The 19,074-nt window shown below is 66.6% G+C and carries 15 protein-coding genes; 7 read left to right on the top strand and 8 right to left on the bottom strand.

Features of this window, described 5'->3' with window-relative positions:
- The first annotated feature begins 135 nt into the window (after positions 1-135).
- Together BQ7106_RS10275 and BQ7106_RS10930 are read left to right on the top strand one after the other, a co-directional pair.
- Positions 136-978, top strand: a complete 843-nt coding sequence (locus tag BQ7106_RS10275) for a hypothetical protein (RefSeq protein WP_072375186.1) — start codon at positions 136-138, stop codon at positions 976-978.
- 48 nt (positions 979-1,026) lie between these two features.
- Positions 1,027-1,476 (top strand): hypothetical protein, encoded by a 450-nt coding sequence (locus tag BQ7106_RS10930; RefSeq protein WP_129583854.1) that lies wholly within the window; start codon positions 1,027-1,029, stop codon positions 1,474-1,476.
- 45 nt (positions 1,477-1,521) lie between these two features.
- Here the strand turns inward: BQ7106_RS10930 and BQ7106_RS10270 are convergent, their stop codons facing one another.
- From BQ7106_RS10270 to BQ7106_RS10235, 8 genes are all read right to left on the bottom strand, one after another.
- Entirely contained in the window at positions 1,522-2,469 is a 948-nt protein-coding gene (locus BQ7106_RS10270; RefSeq protein WP_129583853.1) for a DUF2971 domain-containing protein, read from the bottom strand.
- A 1-nt stretch (position 2,470) separates the two neighbouring features.
- Positions 2,471-3,067 carry an RloB family protein gene (locus BQ7106_RS10265; RefSeq protein WP_072375179.1) on the bottom strand — a complete coding sequence of 199 codons (597 nt, stop codon included), beginning with the start codon at positions 3,065-3,067 and terminating at the stop codon, positions 2,471-2,473.
- The gene (locus tag BQ7106_RS10260) at positions 3,060-4,406 is read right to left on the bottom strand and encodes an AAA family ATPase (RefSeq protein WP_072375175.1); all 1,347 of its coding nucleotides are present in this window, start codon (positions 4,404-4,406) and stop codon (positions 3,060-3,062) included. The genes BQ7106_RS10265 and BQ7106_RS10260 overlap by 8 nt, the downstream gene beginning before the upstream one ends.
- A 664-nt stretch (positions 4,407-5,070) precedes the next feature.
- The gene (gene xdh, locus BQ7106_RS10255; protein ID WP_072375171.1) at positions 5,071-7,836 is read right to left on the bottom strand and encodes a selenium-dependent xanthine dehydrogenase; all 2,766 of its coding nucleotides are present in this window, start codon (positions 7,834-7,836) and stop codon (positions 5,071-5,073) included.
- A gap of 15 nt (positions 7,837-7,851) precedes the next feature.
- Positions 7,852-8,064: a 4Fe-4S binding protein gene (locus BQ7106_RS10250; protein ID WP_072375168.1), complete on the bottom strand. Its 213-nt coding sequence runs from the start codon at positions 8,062-8,064 to the stop codon at positions 7,852-7,854.
- 108 nt (positions 8,065-8,172) lie between these two features.
- The gene (gene ygfK, locus BQ7106_RS10245) at positions 8,173-11,169 is read right to left on the bottom strand and encodes a putative selenate reductase subunit YgfK (RefSeq protein ID WP_072375164.1); all 2,997 of its coding nucleotides are present in this window, start codon (positions 11,167-11,169) and stop codon (positions 8,173-8,175) included.
- Positions 11,170-11,294: 125 nt separating this feature from the next.
- Complete coding sequence (gene ssnA / locus BQ7106_RS10240) at positions 11,295-12,638, bottom strand: putative aminohydrolase SsnA (RefSeq protein WP_072375161.1); 1,344 nt, start codon at positions 12,636-12,638, stop codon at positions 11,295-11,297.
- Positions 12,639-12,766: 128 nt separating this feature from the next.
- Positions 12,767-14,167, bottom strand: a complete 1,401-nt coding sequence (locus BQ7106_RS10235; RefSeq protein ID WP_072375158.1) for a uracil-xanthine permease family protein — start codon at positions 14,165-14,167, stop codon at positions 12,767-12,769.
- A 304-nt stretch (positions 14,168-14,471) separates the two neighbouring features.
- Here BQ7106_RS10235 and BQ7106_RS10230 point away from each other — a divergent pair, with 304 nt between their 5' ends.
- The 5 genes from BQ7106_RS10230 to BQ7106_RS10210 all read left to right on the top strand — a co-directional run bounded on the left by BQ7106_RS10230 (position 14,472) and on the right by BQ7106_RS10210 (position 19,046).
- A complete protein-coding gene (locus tag BQ7106_RS10230) occupies positions 14,472-15,122 on the top strand; it encodes a helix-turn-helix transcriptional regulator (RefSeq protein WP_072375155.1) in 651 nt (216 codons plus the stop codon).
- Between the two features lie 288 nt (positions 15,123-15,410).
- On the top strand, positions 15,411-15,911 hold the full coding sequence (locus BQ7106_RS10225) for an RNA polymerase sigma factor (RefSeq protein ID WP_072375152.1): 501 nt from the start codon (positions 15,411-15,413) through the stop codon (positions 15,909-15,911).
- Positions 15,908-16,696 carry a hypothetical protein gene (locus BQ7106_RS10220; protein ID WP_072375149.1) on the top strand — a complete coding sequence of 263 codons (789 nt, stop codon included), beginning with the start codon at positions 15,908-15,910 and terminating at the stop codon, positions 16,694-16,696. Before BQ7106_RS10225 ends, BQ7106_RS10220 begins: the two co-directional genes overlap by 4 nt.
- Positions 16,697-16,852: 156 nt before the next feature.
- On the top strand, positions 16,853-17,788 hold the full coding sequence (locus BQ7106_RS10215; RefSeq protein ID WP_083527019.1) for an ABC transporter ATP-binding protein: 936 nt from the start codon (positions 16,853-16,855) through the stop codon (positions 17,786-17,788).
- The gene (locus BQ7106_RS10210) at positions 17,781-19,046 is read left to right on the top strand and encodes an ABC transporter permease subunit (protein ID WP_072375146.1); all 1,266 of its coding nucleotides are present in this window, start codon (positions 17,781-17,783) and stop codon (positions 19,044-19,046) included. The genes BQ7106_RS10215 and BQ7106_RS10210 overlap by 8 nt, the downstream gene beginning before the upstream one ends.
- Positions 19,047-19,074 lie beyond the last annotated feature (28 nt).

The raw sequence follows: 19,074 nt of genomic DNA, 5'->3' as shown, positions 1-19,074 counted from the left end.
GCCGACGCGAACCCGCCCCTATCGAGAAGAACGACCGCCCTGAGCTGGGCGCGCAGCCAAGCGGAAGCTGCGTGCAAGACGAGGGGCACGGCCGAGGCGCTAGGGCCTCCCCACCACGAGAGACAGGGAGTCCCCATGCAGAACCACATCATGTACGAGCGCGCCCAGCACACCCCGCTCGAGGTTGCGTCCGACCCGGAAGCGTTTGCGGACGCCTACGCGGAGCTCTGCGGGGTCGTACCCATTGACGACCTGGTGGAGCTGTACGTCAAGGCATTCCCCGAGCTGCCGATGGACTACGAGACCATGCGCGAGGCGGCGGCGCAAAGGCCAGCCTCCTGGAACGGAACCTGCAAGACCTGGACGCACGAGGGCGTCGAGTACGCCCTCGCCGCCGCCTTCTCGGATGCCGGACATGCCGAGTGGCTCTTCTATCACATCAAGCACAACGACTTTGAGCACACGGAACGCTACGAGAAGGAGCTCCCCGCCGAGCTTGAGCGCGAGCGGGAGCTCAGGGCGGAGCTCGTCAAGCGTCACCGCGCGCTTCCCATCAAGGAGCTGACCTTCGACGAGCTGGTCAAGGGACACCCAGCCCTTATCGAGGAGGCTCCCTGCACGCAGAGACTCATTAAGGAGCTCCTTGCCATCCGCCTCGGGCGAAAGGACCGCGCCAAGAAGGACGTGGAGCGGTTCAGGATAGCCCAGGAGGTCAACCGGTCCGCACGCATTGCCTCGACCATGATCGACGTCAGCGGCAACAGCGCATACGAGGACGCCGAGTTTCTCATGATCTACACCTTCCCGCCCGGCCCGCGGGACTACGACCCCTTCCGAGACGAGCCGGACCCCAACGTGCTTCTCGCCATGGAGAAGGTCTACCGGGAGCTTCCCCTCTGGGGCCTCAACGGGTGGAGCCAGGAGGAGGTGCGGGCGCAGGAGATCGAGAGGATGCGAGAGGAGCAGTCGGCGTGCTGATCGCGTTGATACAATCGATGAGGGGGGAGCAAGTTGGAGGGGGCCATCATGGACGTTTCGTCAGCTCAGGCCGCTGCGAAGAAGGCGGTCGAACTGCTTGTCGAGCTCATCCCAGAGGCAAAGTACACTGCCCTCGAGGGCATCGAGCTGAGCGAGGACGGGACCAGCTGGCGCGTCGTTGTTGGCTACGTCCTCGGAAGCGAGCTACCAACCACCGCCCTGGCCGGACTCGCCACAAGCCCAAGGTCGTTGCGTACTTATAAGACGCTCATCCTCGACGGGGCCACACTCGAGCTCAAGAAGATGGAACCCTATCATGAGCCGGTATATGGTTGCGCTCGACACCAACGATATTTGACGACCCAGCTCACCGGAAGTATTGAGATTCAGTGCACCGCGCGAGACAGCAGTGCAGCATCAAACCATCGCATCTCCCGTCCACAAGACGACACTACCACTCATAAGCACTCGCGGTCTTTATCCAGTTCTTCACAATGAGAAAACCCGCCCCATAAGGTCACTGAAAGATCACCCGAGAAGGACTCAGTACCTCACTGGAATAATCGACTGCGCAACTACAGCCTGATAGCCGTGATTTATCAGCATCTCCTCAACAACCTTCTTCTGCACAGCCTTCTGATCGTCGCTCCCAAGGCCCGGTCCTAGCGTAATCCGAGAAACAACAGACCTATCAAAGTTGAGAGAAACATAAGGTATCACGTATCCGGCACAGGTTCTGTACTCAACCCGCAGCTCAGATTCAAACTTCCTGTACACGTTGATGAACAGACGTACCTCTTTCTCATGGGAGAAGCAGGCGCACTTAAAAACAGGTTTCAGGTTGCTGAGCAACGTTCCGATGTGATACCTAACGGAACTCTCATAGCCCCGCTCATAGTTCTCATGCAAATCGAGAAGGACCCTCTCGATTAACTCAAGCTGCTCCCTTTCGTTATATATCACCTTCACCATGAGTGCCATCACGGTTCCATGTTGGTTCTGGCGTGAGTTGAGGGAATTCAGCAGTCTGCGGGAAGAGATTCCTATGTTCATCCCTTCATATCGGCTGCCTTTGGAATAGTAGTTCCACATCGCCAGTGCATCGGAGTCCTCAGAAAACGACGTGATATACGTCTTAAACTCATCTCTCACCGGACGAGTCTTTCCATTTGCCGCATAGAGAACGAGTCCGGTGCGGTTGGGGCGCACATTCCGGATTAATTCGTAGAACCGACTGTCAATTCTTCCATCGGCTTTAAGCTCGTCGCAAGCCTGAACGAACCGCATTTCTGGCAACGTTCCCTCGGAAACGTCGTTCAAGCAATCAATCCTGCTCGCCCAGAGGCACAGGCCTTGCTTACCCAGAAGGATTGAATTGACATTCCCAAGCGAGGAATAGTGATACACCTCGCCGTCATAAGGGCTAAGCGGCATCACGGTCTCAAATTCAAGTTTCTCAGTGAACCTATCCAGAAGGCTTCTTCCAACCAATCTATACCCCCAGCAGGCTCTCCACCAGCTTGAACACGTCTGTCATGCCAGGTCTGGGCAACTCTTCCGTACAAGCAGTGCGCTTCTCCCTCGCGTTAGCCACCGCACCCCTTACGTTCTCGAGCGAGAACTGCATCGGAGGTAAACGCTTGTTGTATCCGGGCATGTAGCGCTTAAGAGCAGCGTCAACTTTTGCCGCCGTGGTACACCCGTTGGCCTTTTCAAAATGCATGACGAGGAATAACTCGAACTTGGGGTTACTCACGGCGAGGTGAAAGCCCGCGTGACTGTCACACCACTCGAGAAGGTCGACAAGCTCGCTCTCGTAGTCATCTACGTCCACAACGACCCACGCCTCGTCCCCATATCTAAGCCCCCCGGGCCCAATCTCCTTTTGGAGCCTCTTGAGAACTGCCGCAGGATTCCTTCTTGAGGGGTGGACATTCTTCGGGTACTTCACTGAGGCGCGAGCATCCTTGAAAACCACCATACGAAAGTAGTCTCGTTCGGTGGCACCCTCGACAGAAACCCAGCAGACAGGACGGTAGGCCCGCTGTCCCGTCCGCCTTACCAGCGTGTTGTTCTTTCTTTTACCCATGGTCGGACACCTCACCCAGCATCGGGATGCCACCGAAGCGCCCTTCGAGATAGCTCTTAATCAAGTCCCTGTCAAAGCGAATCCCCTCAAAATCACTCAGGGCAACGAGTTGCGAACGCCCATCGGACCCTCGCTGGGCAATGTACATCTCATCCCTGCGCATGATCGACTGGTCCATGAGGAGAAGGTCGTGCGTCGTAAAGAGGAGCTGCTTTCGCTTGTCAGGCCCGCACGTCACAAGGAAGTCCTCTATGAGACGGGAGGTAAGCATGGTGTGAAAGCATCGGTCGAGCTCGTCCACCACAAAAACCTTCGAGCCGCTTGATCCACTCTCGCCGGAGAGATCGAATAGCATTGGGAGGAGGCCCATGAGCCTCTGGGTGCCAGAAGACTCCGCGCTCAACCCAAACGAATGCTCCTCGCCATCGGGACCGCAGTGAAGCGTTCTGAGCCTCTGGACGTCCGGCCGAGAGCCGCCGCCTCGAACAGAGAGCATTTCGAACCCATAGTCACCAGGAGCCCTGTCGGCAACGACGGTAATGGTCTCGTCCTCCCTAAGCTCCGAGGCCTTCTTGAGCAGACGAGCGTCAGGGGGAAGGGCATCAACCTCGACACGCTCACCAACCAGGCCGCATATTCCCGTGTCCATGCGCGAAAGCGCGTCGCCCGCATATCGGAGGAAGTCCTCGCGGTTAGTTGCTGCCGTGGCAAACGACCATGCCTGCGACTCCACACCCACCAGCTCGAGAGTCTCGGAGAACCACCCAAACGGCTCACTCAGCTCGTCGACGTTCTGAGAGAATCCTGCGCCGAGAAAAACCTGGTTACTCCGAGTGCTCTTTGCGGCGTACAGCACGTGATCGGAGTCGCTGAAGAGCTCCCTATTGAACTGGAAGCGCCCATCGCCAGAGGCGTTGCGCTCATACACATCTATCGATTGACCCTCTTTGACTATCTCGAGGCATTCGTAGGAGACGGAGAAGCGCGTGGCTTCAACCACAAGCCGATACGTCGTCTCTCCGGCGAGGAAGGTGATATCGAACATCGTTGGGCTCGTCGCCGACTGGGAATCAAGCATGAAAGGCTGGATGGGAAGCAACCCGTCCACCCCGGGATCGGTAAGAACCATCTCTCGAAGCGCGGCAAGCCCCTTGAAAAGAGCAGTCTTTCCGGAAGAGTTGCCACCATACACGGCGGCAACTGGGAGAACCTTCTTGCTTCGAAAGCCCGGAAGCTCTGAACGAGTCTCCCCATGCTGCCGTTCGAGCGAAGAAATCATGTTGAGGGAAGCTTCGTCACGATAGGACATCCAATTGCTCAGAGTGAAATTCAGCAGCATCTGTATCCTCCTTGGTACAGCACCGAATGTGATAATATCACATTCGGTGCTGTACTGTTCTATACTGAACGCTATTTCACGAACAGTGATGTACGGAAGACATGAAAGGGCAACGGCCTTCGATCTGAGGCCTCTTTCAATCAAGAAAAATTCGAAAAACAATCGCCACAACGAACTTTCTGTCATAACGCATTCGCAATGCCTGAAGCTCACCGAGGGGAGAGGCAAGGGCCTCACAAACCTCACCAGGGAACTACTCAGAGCAACGACGAACAAGAAGATGACTACAGACCAGCACTGTGCGCGCGGCAACGTGAGCCACGAAGAATGGATTCTACGAGGAAGGACTCGAAACGCAAGTCGATGCCGTCCCGCTTAGAATCCCCAAACTAAGATAAACGTCAACATCCATCACGCCCGCGTCGAGATAAAAGAAGAAAATCCGCTAGCGTGCATCGTTGAGTGGCCAGCCCGGATTAACTGGCAACATCTTACTACGACGCGGAAGATCCCGTACTCGTACCTACACACAAATCGAGGGCCCGCCGGGCATGGCAAACCGGCGGGCCCCAAGCAAGGGATGCGCGACGAAGCGGAGCTACTTGTCGCTGGGTATGTCAGGTCGGGCGCCCCCGCGAGGGCGCCCCGGGTCGGCCGCGCGCCCCTAGTCGCGCGCGTAGTACGAGTGTCGCAGCGGCAGCTCGCACTGGAGCTCGCCGGTGAGCGCGCGGTAGGCGTTCTGCACGGCGGGCGCCGTCGGGATCGTGGCGATCTCGCCGATGCCCTTGCCGCCGTACGCCACGTCGAGCAGCTCGTCCTTCTCGACGTAGATCGCGTGGATGTCGGGGATGTCCGGCGCGCGGAAGAGCCCGAGCGTGCCAAACTTCACCTGCGGGACGCAGTCCTCGAGGTCGAAGCGCTCCGTGAGCGCGTAGCCCATGCCCATGAGCACGCCGCCCTCGATCTGGCCCTGGATGGCGATGGGGTTCACGACCTTGCCGGAGTCGTGCGCGGCGTGGACCTCGGTCACGCGGCCGTCGTCGTCCAGGATCACCACGTGCGTCGCGTAGCCGTAGGCCACGTGGCTCTTGGGGTTGGGGACGTCCGCGCCGAGCTTGTCGGTCTTCTCGAGGTACTCGTAGGAGAACTCGCGGCCCTCGAGCGCCCTCAGCGCGGCGACCGGGTCGCTCGCGTGGTAGCCCGCTCCCGGCCCCACGTAGGGCGTGCCGTCGACGTACTCGACCACGAAGCCGTCGCCGTGCGCGACCACCGGCTCGGTCCCGGTCTCGGTCCCCTCCTCCACCGCGAGCATGGCGTCGCGCAGCAAAAACGCCGCGCCGCGCACGGCCTCGCCGGTGATGAGCGTCTGGCGCGATCCGGAGGTGGTGCCGGAGTCGGGCGCGTTCTCGGTGGAGCACTCGCCGTTGGCGATGCACGACAGGGGCAGCCCCGTGGCCTCGGCCACGTCCTGCAGAAACACCGTGTTGCAGCCCTGGCCGATGTCGGACGTGGCGGAGTAGACCACCGCGCGCCCGTCCTCCACGCGGATCTTGCAGCGGCCCGCGTCGGGCAGGCCCACGCCCACGCCGGAGTTCTTCATCGCGCACGCGATGCCGGCGTGGCCGGGGTGCGCCTCGTAGACGTCCTTGACCGCGAGCAGCGTCTCCTTGAGCGCCGTGGACCGGTCCGCGATCTGGCCGTTGGGCAGGACCTTGCCCGGCTCGATGGCGTTCCTGTAGCGAATCTCCCACGGCGAGATGCCCACCTCGTCGGCGAGAAGGTCGATGAGGCTCTCGAGCGCAAACTCGCTCTGGCACACGCCGAAGCCGCGGAACGCGCCGGCGGGCGGGTTGTTGGTGTACCAGCCGAAGCCGCGGATGTCGGTGTTCTGGTAGCAGTACGGGCCCACGGAGTGCGTGCAGGCGCGCTCCAGGACCGGGCCGCACAGGCTCGCGTAGGCGCCGGTGTCGAAGTTGATCTCGCAGTCCAGGCCCACGAAGGTGCCGTCCTCGTCGCAGCCGAGCGTGAAGGTGCCCTCCATGTAGTGGCGCTTGGGGTGGAAGTTGATGGATTCCTGGCGCGTGAGGCGCACCTTAACCGGACGGTTCACGGCGAGCGCCGCGAGCGCCGCCAGGTGCTGCACGGAGACGTCCTCCTTGCCGCCGAAGCCGCCGCCCACGAGCATGGTCTCCACGACCACGCGCTCCGGCGTCGCGTCCCAGCCGAGCATGTGGGCGATCTCCTTACGGGAGTCGTAGGCGCCCTGGTCGGACGAGCAGACCTTCACGCCGCCCTTGTAGGGGAAGGCCACGGCGCACTCCGGCTCGAGGAACGCGTGCTCGGTGAACGGCGTCCTGAAGGTGCGCGTCACCTTGTGCGCGGCGCCCGCGAGCGCGGCGGCCGCGTCGCCGCGGACCACGTGGCGCTGCTGGCAGATGTTGTTCTCGGGCGTGACCCAGTTGCCGAAGGCGAGGTAGGGCTTGTGGAGCACGGGCGCGCCCTCCGCGCGGGCCTCCTCGATGCTACGCACGGGCTCGAGCACCTCGTAGGTCACCTTCACGGCCCTCTTGGCCTTCTCGAGCGTGGCCGCGTCCTCGGCCACCACGAGCGCGATCGCGTCGCCCACGCAGTGCGTGACGTCGCCCTCCGCGGTCATGACGTCCCAGTCGTAGAGCAGGTGCCCCACGGCGTTCACCGGCACGTCGGCGGCCGTGAGCACGGCGAGCACGCCCGGCATGGCGCGGGCCTTCTCGGCGTCGATCCTGACCACGCGGGCGCGCGGGTGCTTGGAGCGCACGGCGCTCGCGTAGGCGAGGTCGGGGAAGTCGCGCTCGTCGATGTCGTCGGGGTACTTGCCGTAGCCGAGCACCTTGCGGCGCACGTCCACGCGGAAGGCGCGCTTGCCCACGCCGTAGTCGTCGCCGCGCTCGAGCTCGGGGTCGATGCTCTTCTCGCCCCGCAGGATGGCGGCGGCCAGCAGGATGCCCTCGATGATCTTCTTGTAGCCGGTGCAGCGGCAGACGTTGCCACGGATGGCGAGCTTGACCTGGTCCTCGGTGGGGTCGGGCACCTTGTGGACGAGGGCCGCGCCCGCCATGACCATGCCGGGGATGCAGAAGCCGCACTGCACGGCGCCGACGGCGCCGAAGGCGTAGACGAAGGCCTCCTGCTCCTCGTGCGGCAGGCCCTCCACGGTCACGATGTCGCGGCCGTTTGCCAGGCGCGTGGTGAGGACGCACGCCTTGGTCGCGCGGTCGTCCACGAGCACGGTGCAGGTGCCGCACGCGCCCTCGGAGCAGCCGTCCTTGACGGAGGTGAGCCTGAGGTCGTCGCGCAGGTAGCGCAGGAGCGGCTTGTCCGCGGTAACGAGGCACTCCTCGCCGTTGACGGTGAAGCGGTACTCGGCGGGCGCCTTGGCGTTGGCTGCCATGTTCTTTTTCCCTCCCTACTCCGCCGGGGCGTAGATGCCCAGCGTGTCGTGGATGACGCCCTTGCGGCACGTGGTGGCGCACATGCCGCACGCGATGCAGAGCGAGTAGTCGATGCGCGCCTGCTTGTCCTCGACGCGCATGGCGCCCGCCGGGCAGGCGCGCTCGCAGAGGCGGCACCCTATGCAGCCGGTGTCGGCGACCCAGATGCGCCTGATCTCGTCGTCCATGTCTCTCCCCTCGTGGCGTGCAAAAGGGACAGTCACTTTTGCACGGACTCCCCGAAAAGCGCGTGGCGTGCAAAAGTGACTGTCCCTTTTGCACGCCACGCGGATGCGTTACTTGGCCAGCAGGTAGCCGTAGTCGTCGCGGACGGCGCGGATGGTGAGGCGCACGTCCTCGGGCAGGCCGCACGCGGCGTCGTCCACGTCGTAGAGGCCCTCGCCGGAGGCCAGGCGCACGCGGAACGTGCCGTCGGCCTGCGGCAGGAAGCCGCGGTTCTCGCTCGCGTCCATGTCGCCGGCGCTCCAGAAGAGCGTGAGCTTGTCCTTGTACGGGCGGCCGCTCCACGGGCAGAACACGGCGCAGTTGCCGCACTCGTTGCACATGCCGTCCACGTGGACGACCTGCTGCTGCGCGAGGCCCGGCACCTTGATCGCCACGTTGGCGCGGTTGGGGCAGACGTCGCAGCAGACCTCGCACACGGTGGCGCAGCCGAGGCAGCGGCTCGTCGCGTCGGAGGCGGCGTCGAGGCAGATGGTGCCCTTGCGGCCCATGATGGCGTCGAGCTTGTCGGCGCGGACGTTCTTCTCGGCGTACGCGTTGAAGTCGACGCCGGCAAGGTCGCGCGCGACGGCCTGCGCGTCGGCGATGGCCTCCACGAAGGTGGCCGGCCCGCGGCGGCAGTCGCCGGCGGCCCAGACGTGGTCCACGCCCGTGGCGGTGCCGGCCGGGCGGCCGCGGCGGTCGACCTCGACGCCCGCGCCCTCGTAGAGGCCCGACTCGATCTGCTCGCCCACGGCGCAGATGACGGCCGTTGCCGGGACGTCGACGGTCTCGCCCGTGCCCTCCGGGCGACGGCGGCCGGACTCGTCCGGCTCCCCGAGGCGCATGACCTCGCAGGCGAGCCTGCCGTCGGCGACGCCGATCGGGGCGAGCAGCTCGCAGAGCTCGATGCCCTCCTCCAGGGCCAGCTGCAGCTCCTCCTCGTCGGCGGGCATCTCCTTCTTGGTGCGGCGATAGACGATGCGGACGTTCTCGACGCCCTCGGCGCGCTTGGCCACGCGCGCCGCGTCCATGGCGGTGTTGCCGGCGCCCACGATCACGACGTCGGTGCCCAGCTCCATGGGCTCGCCGGCCTTGGCGGCCTCGAGGAACTCCAGGACGTCGATCTCCTCGCCCATCTTGAGACCCACGTGGCCGGGCGCCCAGGCGCCGGTCGCCACGACGACGTCGGTGAAGCCCTCGTCAAAGAGGTCGGAGACCCTCCTGACCTCGCGGCCCATCCGGACCTGCGCGCCGAAGGCGAGGCACAGGGCCACGTCGCGGTCGATGTCCTCGCCCGGGATGCGGAACTCGGGGATCACGTGGCGCGCGATGCCGCCGAGCGACTCGGTGCGCTCGAAGATCGTCACCTTGGCGCCGGCGCGCGTGAGGAAGAACGCCGTGGCGAGGCCCGCGGGGCCGCCGCCGATCACGGCGACGTTCTTGTCGGCGGCGGAGGCGAGGCGAGCCGGGCCGGCGGCGCGCAGCTCCCTCACGACCTCCTCGAAGCCCTCGTGCGCCGCGGTGAGCTTGTGGTCGCGGATGCGCGCGCCCTCGGGCTCGTAGAAGCTGCGCTCGCACTTGGCGCCGCAGGGGTGCGGGCAGAGGTTGCCGGTGATGTGCGGCAGCGCGTTGCGCTCGACGATGATGCGCAGGGCCTCGGCGAACTTCCCCTCGTCCACGCGAGAGAGGTAGGCGGGGATGTCCTGGCTGATGGGGCAGCCGCTGCGGCAGGGCGCCGTGAAGCAGCTCATGAGCGGGAGCTCGGCGTCGATCTTGTGCGGCTTGGCGGGCTTGATGGGCTTGCGGTAGTCCGCGCCCGACGCGGTGCGGGCCGCGAGCTCGGTCACGGCGTCGACGTCGACGTAGTCGAGACGCTCGGCGCCGGCGAGAAGCCCGGCGATCTGGCTGAAGCGCTCGTAGCCGCCCGGCTTGAGCACGTTGGTCGCCATGGTGATCGGCCAGATTCCCGCGGCGTAGAGCTCGCGGATGTTGCGGGCGTCGGCGCCGCCGGAGTAGGAGATGCGCAGGCGGCCATCGAACTGCGCGGCGATGCGGCGCGCCAGCTCAATCGTCAGCGGGAAGAGCGAGCGGCCGGACATGTACATCTCCTCGCTCGGCAGCTCACCGCGGGTCACGTCCACCGGGAACGTGTTGGTGAGCTTGACGCCAAAGGCGAGGCCCTTCTCGTCGCAGAGCTCGATCAGGCGGTCGAACATCGGTACCGCGTCGGCCCACTGCAGGTCCTCGCGGAAGTGCGTATCGTCGAAGGCGATGTAGTCGAAGCCGAGCTCGTTCAGGCGCTCGCGGGCGAAGTCGTAGCCGAGGAGCGTGGGGTTGCACTTGATGTAGGTGTTCACGCCCTTCTCGGTGATGAGGTAGGTGGCGATGCGCTCGATCTCGTCGGGCGGGCAGCCGTGGAGCGTGGACTCGGTCACCGAGCGGGACACCACCGGCGAGACGGCGTTCACGAAGTCGGCGTCGACGTTCTGGAAGCGGTCGAGGTTGGCGAGCGCCCACTCGCGGCACTCCGCCCACACCTCGCTCCCGGAGGCGTCCTTCATGCCCTCGATGTAGGCGTCGACCTTGGGGCTCTTGATGCCCTCCAGGCTGTAGCCGACGCTCATGTTGAAGACGAAGCCGTCCGGGTCGCCGAGGCCGTACTCGCGCGCGAGGAGCTTGCAGGCCCACCAGGCCTTGACGTACTCGGCGAAGGCCTGCGGCACGGTGAGCTCGGTGGACCACTCGCAGTTGTAGCACTCGTCCTCGGCCACGATGCAGGGCTTGTTCACGCAGGCAGAGAGCTCCTCGCCGTCCATGATCTGCACGGTCTTGAGCTCGAAGAAGCGCGAGCCCGCGACGTAGGACGCGACGATGTTCTGCGTGAGCTGCGTGTTGGGGCCCGCCGCCGGGCCGAAGGGGGTCTCGATGCGCTCCTCGAAGATCGGCTCGCTGCCCCCCTCGTGGACGTATGCCTTGCGCACGCCGAAGATCGACCCCTGGGTCTCGTGCTCGGTCAGGATCCAGTCCATGACCTGCGCAAACGGCATCGGCCTCATGACGTCGCTCATTGTTGCTCCTCTCCTCGTGCAAAAGGGACAGTCACTTTTGCACGCTTTTGCACGGTCCTCACGATTTGCCGCGTCCCTCTGCGTGCAAAAGTGACTGTCCCCTTTGCACGCCGCGGCGCCTGTTCCTAGTACGCGCGCTCGTTGAGCGTGCCCCAGAGCGACTTGCTCTGCTCGAGCGTCCAGGCGTTGATGCGCTCCTCGTCAAAGGCGACGAACTCGCGGTCCTTGTAGAGGACCCTGCCGTTGACGATCGTGGTGCGGCAGTTCTTGCCCATCATGCCGAACAGCATGTGGCCGTCCACGTTCTCGTCGGAGAACGGGGTGAAGACCGGGTAGTCCATCACGATGACGTCTGCCGCGGCGCCGGGGCGCAGCACGCCGATCTCGCGCCCGAAGTACTCGCTCGCCATGGCGGGGTTGTTCTTGAAGAGCATGTCCATGTCCTCGACCCAGCCCACGTTGGGCATGGCGGCGTTGTGGCGCTGGATGATGAGGAAGACCTTGAGGCTCTCGAGCATGTCGTGGGTGTAGGCGTCCGTGCCCAGGTGCACGGGGATGCCGCGGCGGTAGAACTCGAGCACCGGCGCGCAGCCCACGGCGTTGCCCATGTTGGACTCGGGGTTGTTGACGATGTGGGTGCCGGTCTCCTTGATGATGTCCATCTCGGCGGGCGTGACGTGGATGCAGTGGCCGAGCATCGTGCGCGGCCCCAGCAGGTCGTGCTGCAGCAGGCGCTCGATCGGCGAGATCCCCCCACGGTTCAGGCGGGAGTCCCAGACGTCGTTCATGCCCTCGCAGACGTGGATGTGGAAGCCGGTGAGGCCGCCGTTGGCCTCGGCCATCTTGTCCATCGTCTCGTCGGAGAGCGTGAAGGTGGCGTGCCCGCCGAACATCGCGGCGATCATGCCGGAGTCCTGCGAGGCCGCCCAGCGCGCGAACTCGGCGTTCTCGGCGATCGCCTGGTCGCGCTTCTCCTCGCCGCGGCGGTCGGAGGTCTCGTAGCACAGGCACGCGCGGATGCCGGTCTCCTCGCAGACGTCCTTGATGGCGAAGAGGGAGCCGGGGATCTCGCAGAAGCTCGCATGGTGGTCGAAGATCGTGGTCACGCCGTCACGCAGGCTGTCGAGCACGGTGGCGTAAGCGCTCGCGCGGGTGCCGTCGAGCGTGAGGTTGTCGTCGATCTTCCACCACTGCTGCTCGAGGTTCTCGAGGAAGTTGGTGGGGTTGCAGCCCTTGATGGAGAGGCCCCGGGCCAGGCCGGAGTAGATGTGGGTGTGGCAGTTCACGAGACCCGGCATGATGACGCCGCCGTGGGCGTCGACCACCTCGGCGCCCGGGTACTTCTCGGCAAGCTCTGCGGCGGGGCCGACCTCGGCGATCTTCTCGCCATCGATGGCGACGGCGCCGTTCTCGAGGTAGGCGTTGCCTGCGTCGCGCGTGATGACGCGACCGTTGGTGACGAGCAGCATGGCTCCTCCTGTTCTTGTGGGTTGTCTGTCGAGAAGAGCGCGGGGCCGAGCGGCGTCTGCGCCCCCGGCCCGGGCGTCAGGGCGTGACGACGGGGACGGAGCGGTGACAGCGCCCCCGTCCCCCTGTCTCACTCCTTGCTGGCGGGCATGACCTTGGCGACGGCCTGCTCCTTGGTCGCCGCGGCGCGGATCTCGTGCGGCGGGTCGGTGGGCAGGACGAGGTTGAGCAGGATCGCCATGAGGGCGGCCGGGGTGATGGCGTTGGAGCCGATGACGGTGGTGACCCAGCTCGGCATGCCGGGGCCGGCGAGGCAGCCGGTCGCCATCCAGATGCCCAGGCCAAAGACGACGGAGGTGCCCACGATGGTGGTGGTCCGCGGCGTGAGGCCGTCCTTCGTGAACATGCGGACACCGTTCATGGTGATGGTTCCGAAGACGCCCACCGTGGCGCCGCCGATGACGGGTTGCGGGATGGCGGTGAGCAGGGCGGAGAGCTGCGGCAGCAGGCCCGCCGCGGCGAAGACGGCGGCGACGATCACGAAGACCCACTTGTTGACGACCTTGTTGGAGCAGATGATGCCGACGTTCTGACCGAGCGCGGAGGTGGGCAGGCCGCCGATGAACGCGGAGACGAGCGACGTGCAGCCCTGGGAGACGATGGCGCCCGAGAGCTCGCGCTCGGTGGGCATGCGGTCCATGGAGCCCAGGCACGCGGCGGAGACGTCGCCGATGACCTGGATGGCGACCATCGGGTAGACCACGGCGAGCGTGATGCAGACCTCGGGGTGGAACTCGATCGCATAGGGCATGATCTTGGGGAACGCGAAGACGCCGGCGGAGCCCACGGCGGAGAAGTCGAGCATGCCGAACGGGGCGGAGACGATGATGCCGGCGATCATGCCAAAGAAGACGCTGCCGAGCTTGAGCGTGCCCTTGGCGAAGTTGTTGAGGCCAAAGACCACGGCGAAGGTGACGAGCGCCACGCACCATGCCTGCGGGGTGCCCCAGAGGTCGGTGCCCTCGCCGCCTGCCATGTACTTGATGGCCGTGGGGTAGAGCGACACGCCGATGGTGAAGATCACCGTGCCCGTGACCACCGGCGGGAAGAAGCGCTTGAGCTTGCCGTAGAAGATGCCGAAGAGAATGGCCGCGATGCCTCCCACGATCTCGCCGCCGAGCAGCGAGCCGAAGGAGAACGTGGCGCCCATGGCCTGCAGGGCGGGCAGGAACGCGAACGAGACGCCCATGACGATGGGCAGGTTGCCGCCGATGCGGCGGAACGGGGCGAAGGCCTGCAGGGCCGTGTCGATCGCCGAGAGGATGAGCGCCACCTGGATGATGTCCGTGCGCTGCTGGGTGGTGAAGTTGAAGGTCGCCGCGATGAGGATCGCGGGCGTGATGATGCCGGCGAACGACGCCAGCACGTGCTGGAGCGCGCAGGGCAGCATCTCGCCGACGGGCGGCATCCCCTCACGTTGGAACAGATAGTCGTGCGCCTCACCGACCCCTGCGGTCTGCGTCTTCGCCATGATCGTCCTCTCCACGAACCTGCGACTATGTTTCGATAGTATTGCGGTCGGTCTGCTAACAAAATGTCTGCTTTCAAGAAAATCTGTTAGACGGTAGCTTGCGGGGCGTGAACGGTTGGCGAATTGGCGGCTGACCACTTTTTTCGTTAGCTACCTTGTGCTATAACGCAGTGTCAGCCTATGTTGGCTGTGCCCCCCGACCCGCGCGACGCACGATGCCGTCTGAAAAAATGTTTGGAGCGTCGAGAGCGCGGACGCCACGTCTCGCCGCGCGTCTCCGCGCCCGACGCCCCGAGGAGAGCCCATGAGCCCAGAGCAGCTCGACTTCTACAAGCGACTTGCGCACGCGCTCGCGCTGCAGTTCGGCAGCGGTTGCGAGGTCGTCGTGCACGACCTGGAGTCCGCCGACCCCAGCCACTCGATCGTGGCCATCGAGAACGGCCACGTGACGGGTCGCAAGGTCGGGGACGGCCCGAGCCACGTGGTGCTCGAGGCGCTGCACGCCGGCGACGCGCAGATCGAGGACCGCCTCGCCTACCTCACCAAGACCGCCGACGGCAAGGTCCTCAAGTCCTCGACCGTCTTCATCCGCGACGAGCGCGGCCACGCGGTGGGCATCTTCGCGCTCAACTTCGACATCACGGTGCTGCGCGCGGCAGACGAGGTCATCAGCGAGCTCGTGGGCACCGAGCCGAGCGCCCCGCGCGAGCCCGAGCCCATCGTGCGCAGCGTGGCCGACCTCCTCGACGACCTCATCGAGCAGAGCGTGGAGCTCGTGGGGACGCCGGTCGCCCTCATGACCAAGGAGGAGAAGGTCCGCGCGATCCGCTACCTCAACGACACCGGCGCGTTCCTCATCACCAAGAGCGGCCCCAAGGTCTGCAAGTACTTCGGGATCTCCAAGTACACGCTCTACAGCTACCTCGACGAGGCGCGAAACGGCGAGAAGGACTAGGGCGGCAGGTCCGCCGCCGTCCCCGCGCGGCGACGCCCGGCTCGCTACCCGGGTGCCCGCACAACCTGGGCTGCCGCACAATTTAGGAATTGTGCGGCCACGAGCGCGCACTGGGACGATTTCTTGACCGCGAGAAGAACCTCATCTGGGGAAACCTTGACGTTCGTCTCCGGGGACTCCACCCGCCGCCGGGGCACGGGTCGTCGGGAATCGAAACGTGAAAAAACCGATCGAGGCGCGCACATTTTCCACGCCTCCCCCGTTATCTAGGGTAGGGGGGTGAGGCACGTGCTCGAGACAGGTCGTGAGCTGACGCGCGAGGAGGCGCAAGAGATCGTCGCGCGGCACTACCGCGACGTGCTCGCGTACTGCCGTCGGCACGCGACGTGCGCCGCCGACGCCGAGGACGCCGCGCAGGAGACGTTCCTGCGCTTCGTTCGCGCCCGCCCGCGCTACCGCGACCGGGGCCGTCCCCTCGCCTACCTCCTCACCATCGCGCGCAACGTCTGCTCGGACGCGGCGCGCGCCCGCGCCCGCGACGCGGCCGAGCTCCCGGAGGACATCCCCGACGAGGCCGCCGAGCGGGCTGAGGAGCGCACGGAGCTCTCGCTCGCGCTCGCGCGCCTCCACCCGGACGAGCGCGAGGCGCTCGAGCTGCGCTACGGGTGCGGGCTGCGGGTGGGCGAGGTCGCAGGGGCGCTCGGGGTGAGTCGCTTCGCCGCCTCGCGAAGGATCAGGTCTGCGCTCGCGGCGCTGCGCCGTGAGCTCGGGGAGGGAGACGTGCCATGAGAGCGCTCGGACGACGGGGACGCGGGACGGAACGCGAGCTCGAGGAGCGCCTGCGGGAGCACTACCGGGCCTTTGCGCCCGAGGGAGGGCCTCCGGAGGAGCTGCTCGCCGCCGTCGACCGCGCGGCAGCGTCGCGGCGCCCGCAGGTCGGGTGGCCGACGCTGCTGGCCTCGCAGGCGCGCCTCGTGCTGCCGCGCTGCGTCCCGGTCGCCGCGCTCGGGATCGCGCTCGTCGCGCTCCTCGAGCTCGCCGGGGCGTCGAGGGCCGAGACCCTCGTCGCGGCGAGCGCCGCCGGGGCGCTCCAGGCGCTCGCTGCGCTCTCCGGCGTGGTGAGCGGGCGCGCTCACGGAATGACCGAGCTCGAGGCCGCGTGCCTCCTCAACGCGCGGTCGGTCGCGTGCGCGCGACTGCTCCTGTCCGGCTGCGTCTGCGCGGTCACGCTCGCGCTCTGCGCCGCCGCGAGCCCGCCGACGCTGCCCGCGTGGGTGATGGCGGCGCGGCTGGGAGCCCCCTACCTTATCGCCTGCGCGGGCGGGCTCGCCGCGGCGCGCCGGGCCGCGAGCGCAGACTCGCTCGTGGCCGCCCTCGTCTGGGCGGGCGTCACCTGCGCCGCGAGCGCCCTCGTCTACTCCGTGACGCCCGCGGTCTACGCGCGCGCCTCGGACGGGCTGTGGGCGGGGGCGGCGGTCGCGGCGCTTCTGTGGTGCGCCCGCGAGGTCGCGCTCTGGCTGCGGGCGGCGAGCCTCTCCTTCGAGCCGGCGGCGCCCCTGGCGGATGCGTCCTAGCCACGCCCGCGCCCCGCGACCCACCTCGTTCTTCTCGCCCAACTCGTTGCCCGCCACCCCTCCCCGGCCGCTCCCCAGGGCCCGGGACGGCCACCCGGACGGGGCCGGCGGGCCTCGCACGCGCATCGGACACGAACGGACACGAAAGGAGACCACATGGAGCTCACGCTCGACCGCCTCACGCGCGAGTACGGCCCCAAGATCGCCGTCGACCGCGTGAGCGCACGCCTCACGCCGGGGGTCTACGGGCTGCTCGGCGCCAACGGCGCCGGCAAGACCACGCTCATGCGCATGGTCTGCGGCATACTTCGCCCCACGTCGGGGGAGGTGCGCTACGACGGGAGGCCCGTCGCCCAGATGGGCGACGCCTACCGGGCCCTCCTGGGCTACCTGCCGCAGGACTTCGGCTACTACCCCGAGTTCACGGCGCTCGACTTCATGGAGTACATGGCCGCCCTCAAGGGGGTCGACCGGCGGCTCGCCCGGGAGCGCTCGCTGGCGCTGCTGGAGGAGGTGGGGCTCGCCGGCGAGGAGCGCCGGCGGGTGCGCACCTTCTCGGGCGGCATGAGGCAGCGCCTGGGCATCGCCCAGGCCGTGCTCAACGAGCCGGAGGTCCTCGTGCTCGACGAGCCCACGGCGGGGCTCGACCCCAAGGAGCGCGTGCGGTTCAGAAACCTCATCGCGAGCCTCGCCAAGGACAGGATCGTGCTGCTCTCGACCCACATCGTCTCGGACGTCGAGTACATCGCGGACAAGATCGTGATGATGCGCGCGGGCCAGGTCGTGCTCGAGGGGGCGCCGGGCGAGATCGTCTCGGCCGTGGAGGGCCGGGTGTGGGAGGCCCGGGTGAGCGCCGCGGAGGCCGACGCGCTCTCCACGCGCCTCACCGTGGGCAACGTGCACTACCTCGAGAGCGGCGAGGCGCTCGTGCGCATCGTCGCCGAGGAGCCGCCCGTCGCCGGGGCACGCCGGGCCGAGCCGACCCTCGAGGACCTCTACCTTCACGTCTTTGCCGACGAGCGCGACGACGACGCGCCGCGCGGCCGCGTCCGGGCGCGCGGCCGCCACGCCAAGGGAGGACACCATGCTTAAGATCATGCGCTACGAGCTCAAGAAGATGCTCACCCGCCGGGTGGCGGTGGTGGTCAACGCGGGCGTGCTCGCGATGCTCGTCGCCATCATGGCGCTCAACGTCGTCCAGGCACGCTTCGCCCTGAGCGACGGCTCCTTCGTCGGCGGGCCCGCGGCAATCGAGGCCGCGCGGGCGGAGCGCGACGCCCGCGCCGGGGAGGTCGGCGTCGAGCGCGTCCTCTCCGACGTCCGGGGCTACCGCGCGCTCGTGCTGTCCGAGCTGGACGCCTCCGAGCTCCTCGAGATGAGCGACGCCGCCGCCTACAGCGCGGCGGTGCGCTCCTTCACCGACGAGCAGTTCGACGAGCTCTGCGACCCGTACTGGTCCTGGCTCATGTCACCCTTCAGGAGGTCGGGCGAGGAGCCCTACCAGACCGTCGTGCGCGTGAGCGACGAGGAGTTCGCGGGCTACTACGCCGCCGTCGCCCAGCTCACGCAGGACGCGCTCGACGACGGCCAGGGCGGCTCCTGGGAGTACGCCGCCTCAGAGCGCGCCTACTGGACCGACATGGAGGCGAGCGTGCCCGAGCCCGTCTCCTACGGCTGGGCCGGCGCATGGGACAACATTATCAGCTGCGCGGCGTTTCTCGCCTTCGCGATGCTCGCCGTGTGCGTGACGGTCACGCCCACGTTCTCCGGCGAGTACCAGCAGGGCACCGACGCGGTCCTTCTCGCCACGCGAAACGGGAGGTCCGGGCTCGTGGCGGCGAAGGTCGCGGCGTCGCTTCTCTACGCGACGGCCTACTTCGCCCTCGCCGCGGCGATCATCTGCGGGGTCTCCGTGGTCTTCTACGGGGCGGGCGGCTTCGACCTGCCGCTGCAGGCCCTCGGCCTCTCGACCCCCTACCCCATCACCTGCGGCCAGGCCGCGCTGCTCACCGTGGGGCTCATGTACGCCTGCACGCTCGGCGTGACGGGGATCTCGCTCGCGCTCTCGTCGCGCACGCGCTCTCAGGTCGCCGTCATCGTGGCGGGGGTCGCGGTGGTCTTCCTCACGGGGATGGTGCCCTCGGGCGGCTCGGGCATCCTCGAGCACCTGCTCAGGCTCTTCCCGATGGGCTTCTCAAACTTCTCTACGCTCTTCCTGTCGCTCACGTCCTACCCGCTGGGGCCCGCGGTGGTCGACCTCGCGGGGGCCGTGCTCGCGACGTGGCTCGCGCTCGCGGCGGTGACGCTGCCCGTGGCGGTGGTCTCCTGGAGGCGCCACCAGGTCTCGTAGCCTCCCCCGCTCCCCCGGCGCGCCGGGG

This window comes from Thermophilibacter mediterraneus, from assembly GCF_900119385.1.
GTDB classification, from domain to species: Bacteria; Actinomycetota; Coriobacteriia; order Coriobacteriales; family Atopobiaceae; genus Thermophilibacter; species Thermophilibacter mediterraneus.
This window is presented reverse-complemented; position numbering and strand designations above follow the sequence as displayed.

Bases quoted from the DNA above. Each gene is read 5' to 3' on its own strand.
- BQ7106_RS10275 (WP_072375186.1), top strand. From the start codon at position 136: ATGCAGAACCACATCATGTACGAGCGCGCCCAGCACACCCCGCTCGAG.
- BQ7106_RS10930 (WP_129583854.1), top strand. From the start codon at position 1,027: ATGGACGTTTCGTCAGCTCAGGCCGCTGCGAAGAAGGCGGTCGAACTG.
- BQ7106_RS10265 (WP_072375179.1), bottom strand. From the start codon at position 3,067: ATGGGTAAAAGAAAGAACAACACGCTGGTAAGGCGGACGGGACAGCGG.
- BQ7106_RS10260 (WP_072375175.1), bottom strand. From the start codon at position 4,406: ATGCTGCTGAATTTCACTCTGAGCAATTGGATGTCCTATCGTGACGAA.
- xdh (WP_072375171.1), bottom strand. From the start codon at position 7,836: ATGGCAGCCAACGCCAAGGCGCCCGCCGAGTACCGCTTCACCGTCAAC.
- BQ7106_RS10250 (WP_072375168.1), bottom strand. From the start codon at position 8,064: ATGGACGACGAGATCAGGCGCATCTGGGTCGCCGACACCGGCTGCATA.
- ygfK (WP_072375164.1), bottom strand. From the start codon at position 11,169: ATGAGCGACGTCATGAGGCCGATGCCGTTTGCGCAGGTCATGGACTGG.
- ssnA (WP_072375161.1), bottom strand. From the start codon at position 12,638: ATGCTGCTCGTCACCAACGGTCGCGTCATCACGCGCGACGCAGGCAAC.
- BQ7106_RS10235 (WP_072375158.1), bottom strand. From the start codon at position 14,167: ATGGCGAAGACGCAGACCGCAGGGGTCGGTGAGGCGCACGACTATCTG.
- BQ7106_RS10230 (WP_072375155.1), top strand. From the start codon at position 14,472: ATGAGCCCAGAGCAGCTCGACTTCTACAAGCGACTTGCGCACGCGCTC.
- BQ7106_RS10220 (WP_072375149.1), top strand. From the start codon at position 15,908: ATGAGAGCGCTCGGACGACGGGGACGCGGGACGGAACGCGAGCTCGAG.
- BQ7106_RS10215 (WP_083527019.1), top strand. From the start codon at position 16,853: ATGGAGCTCACGCTCGACCGCCTCACGCGCGAGTACGGCCCCAAGATC.
- BQ7106_RS10210 (WP_072375146.1), top strand. From the start codon at position 17,781: ATGCTTAAGATCATGCGCTACGAGCTCAAGAAGATGCTCACCCGCCGG.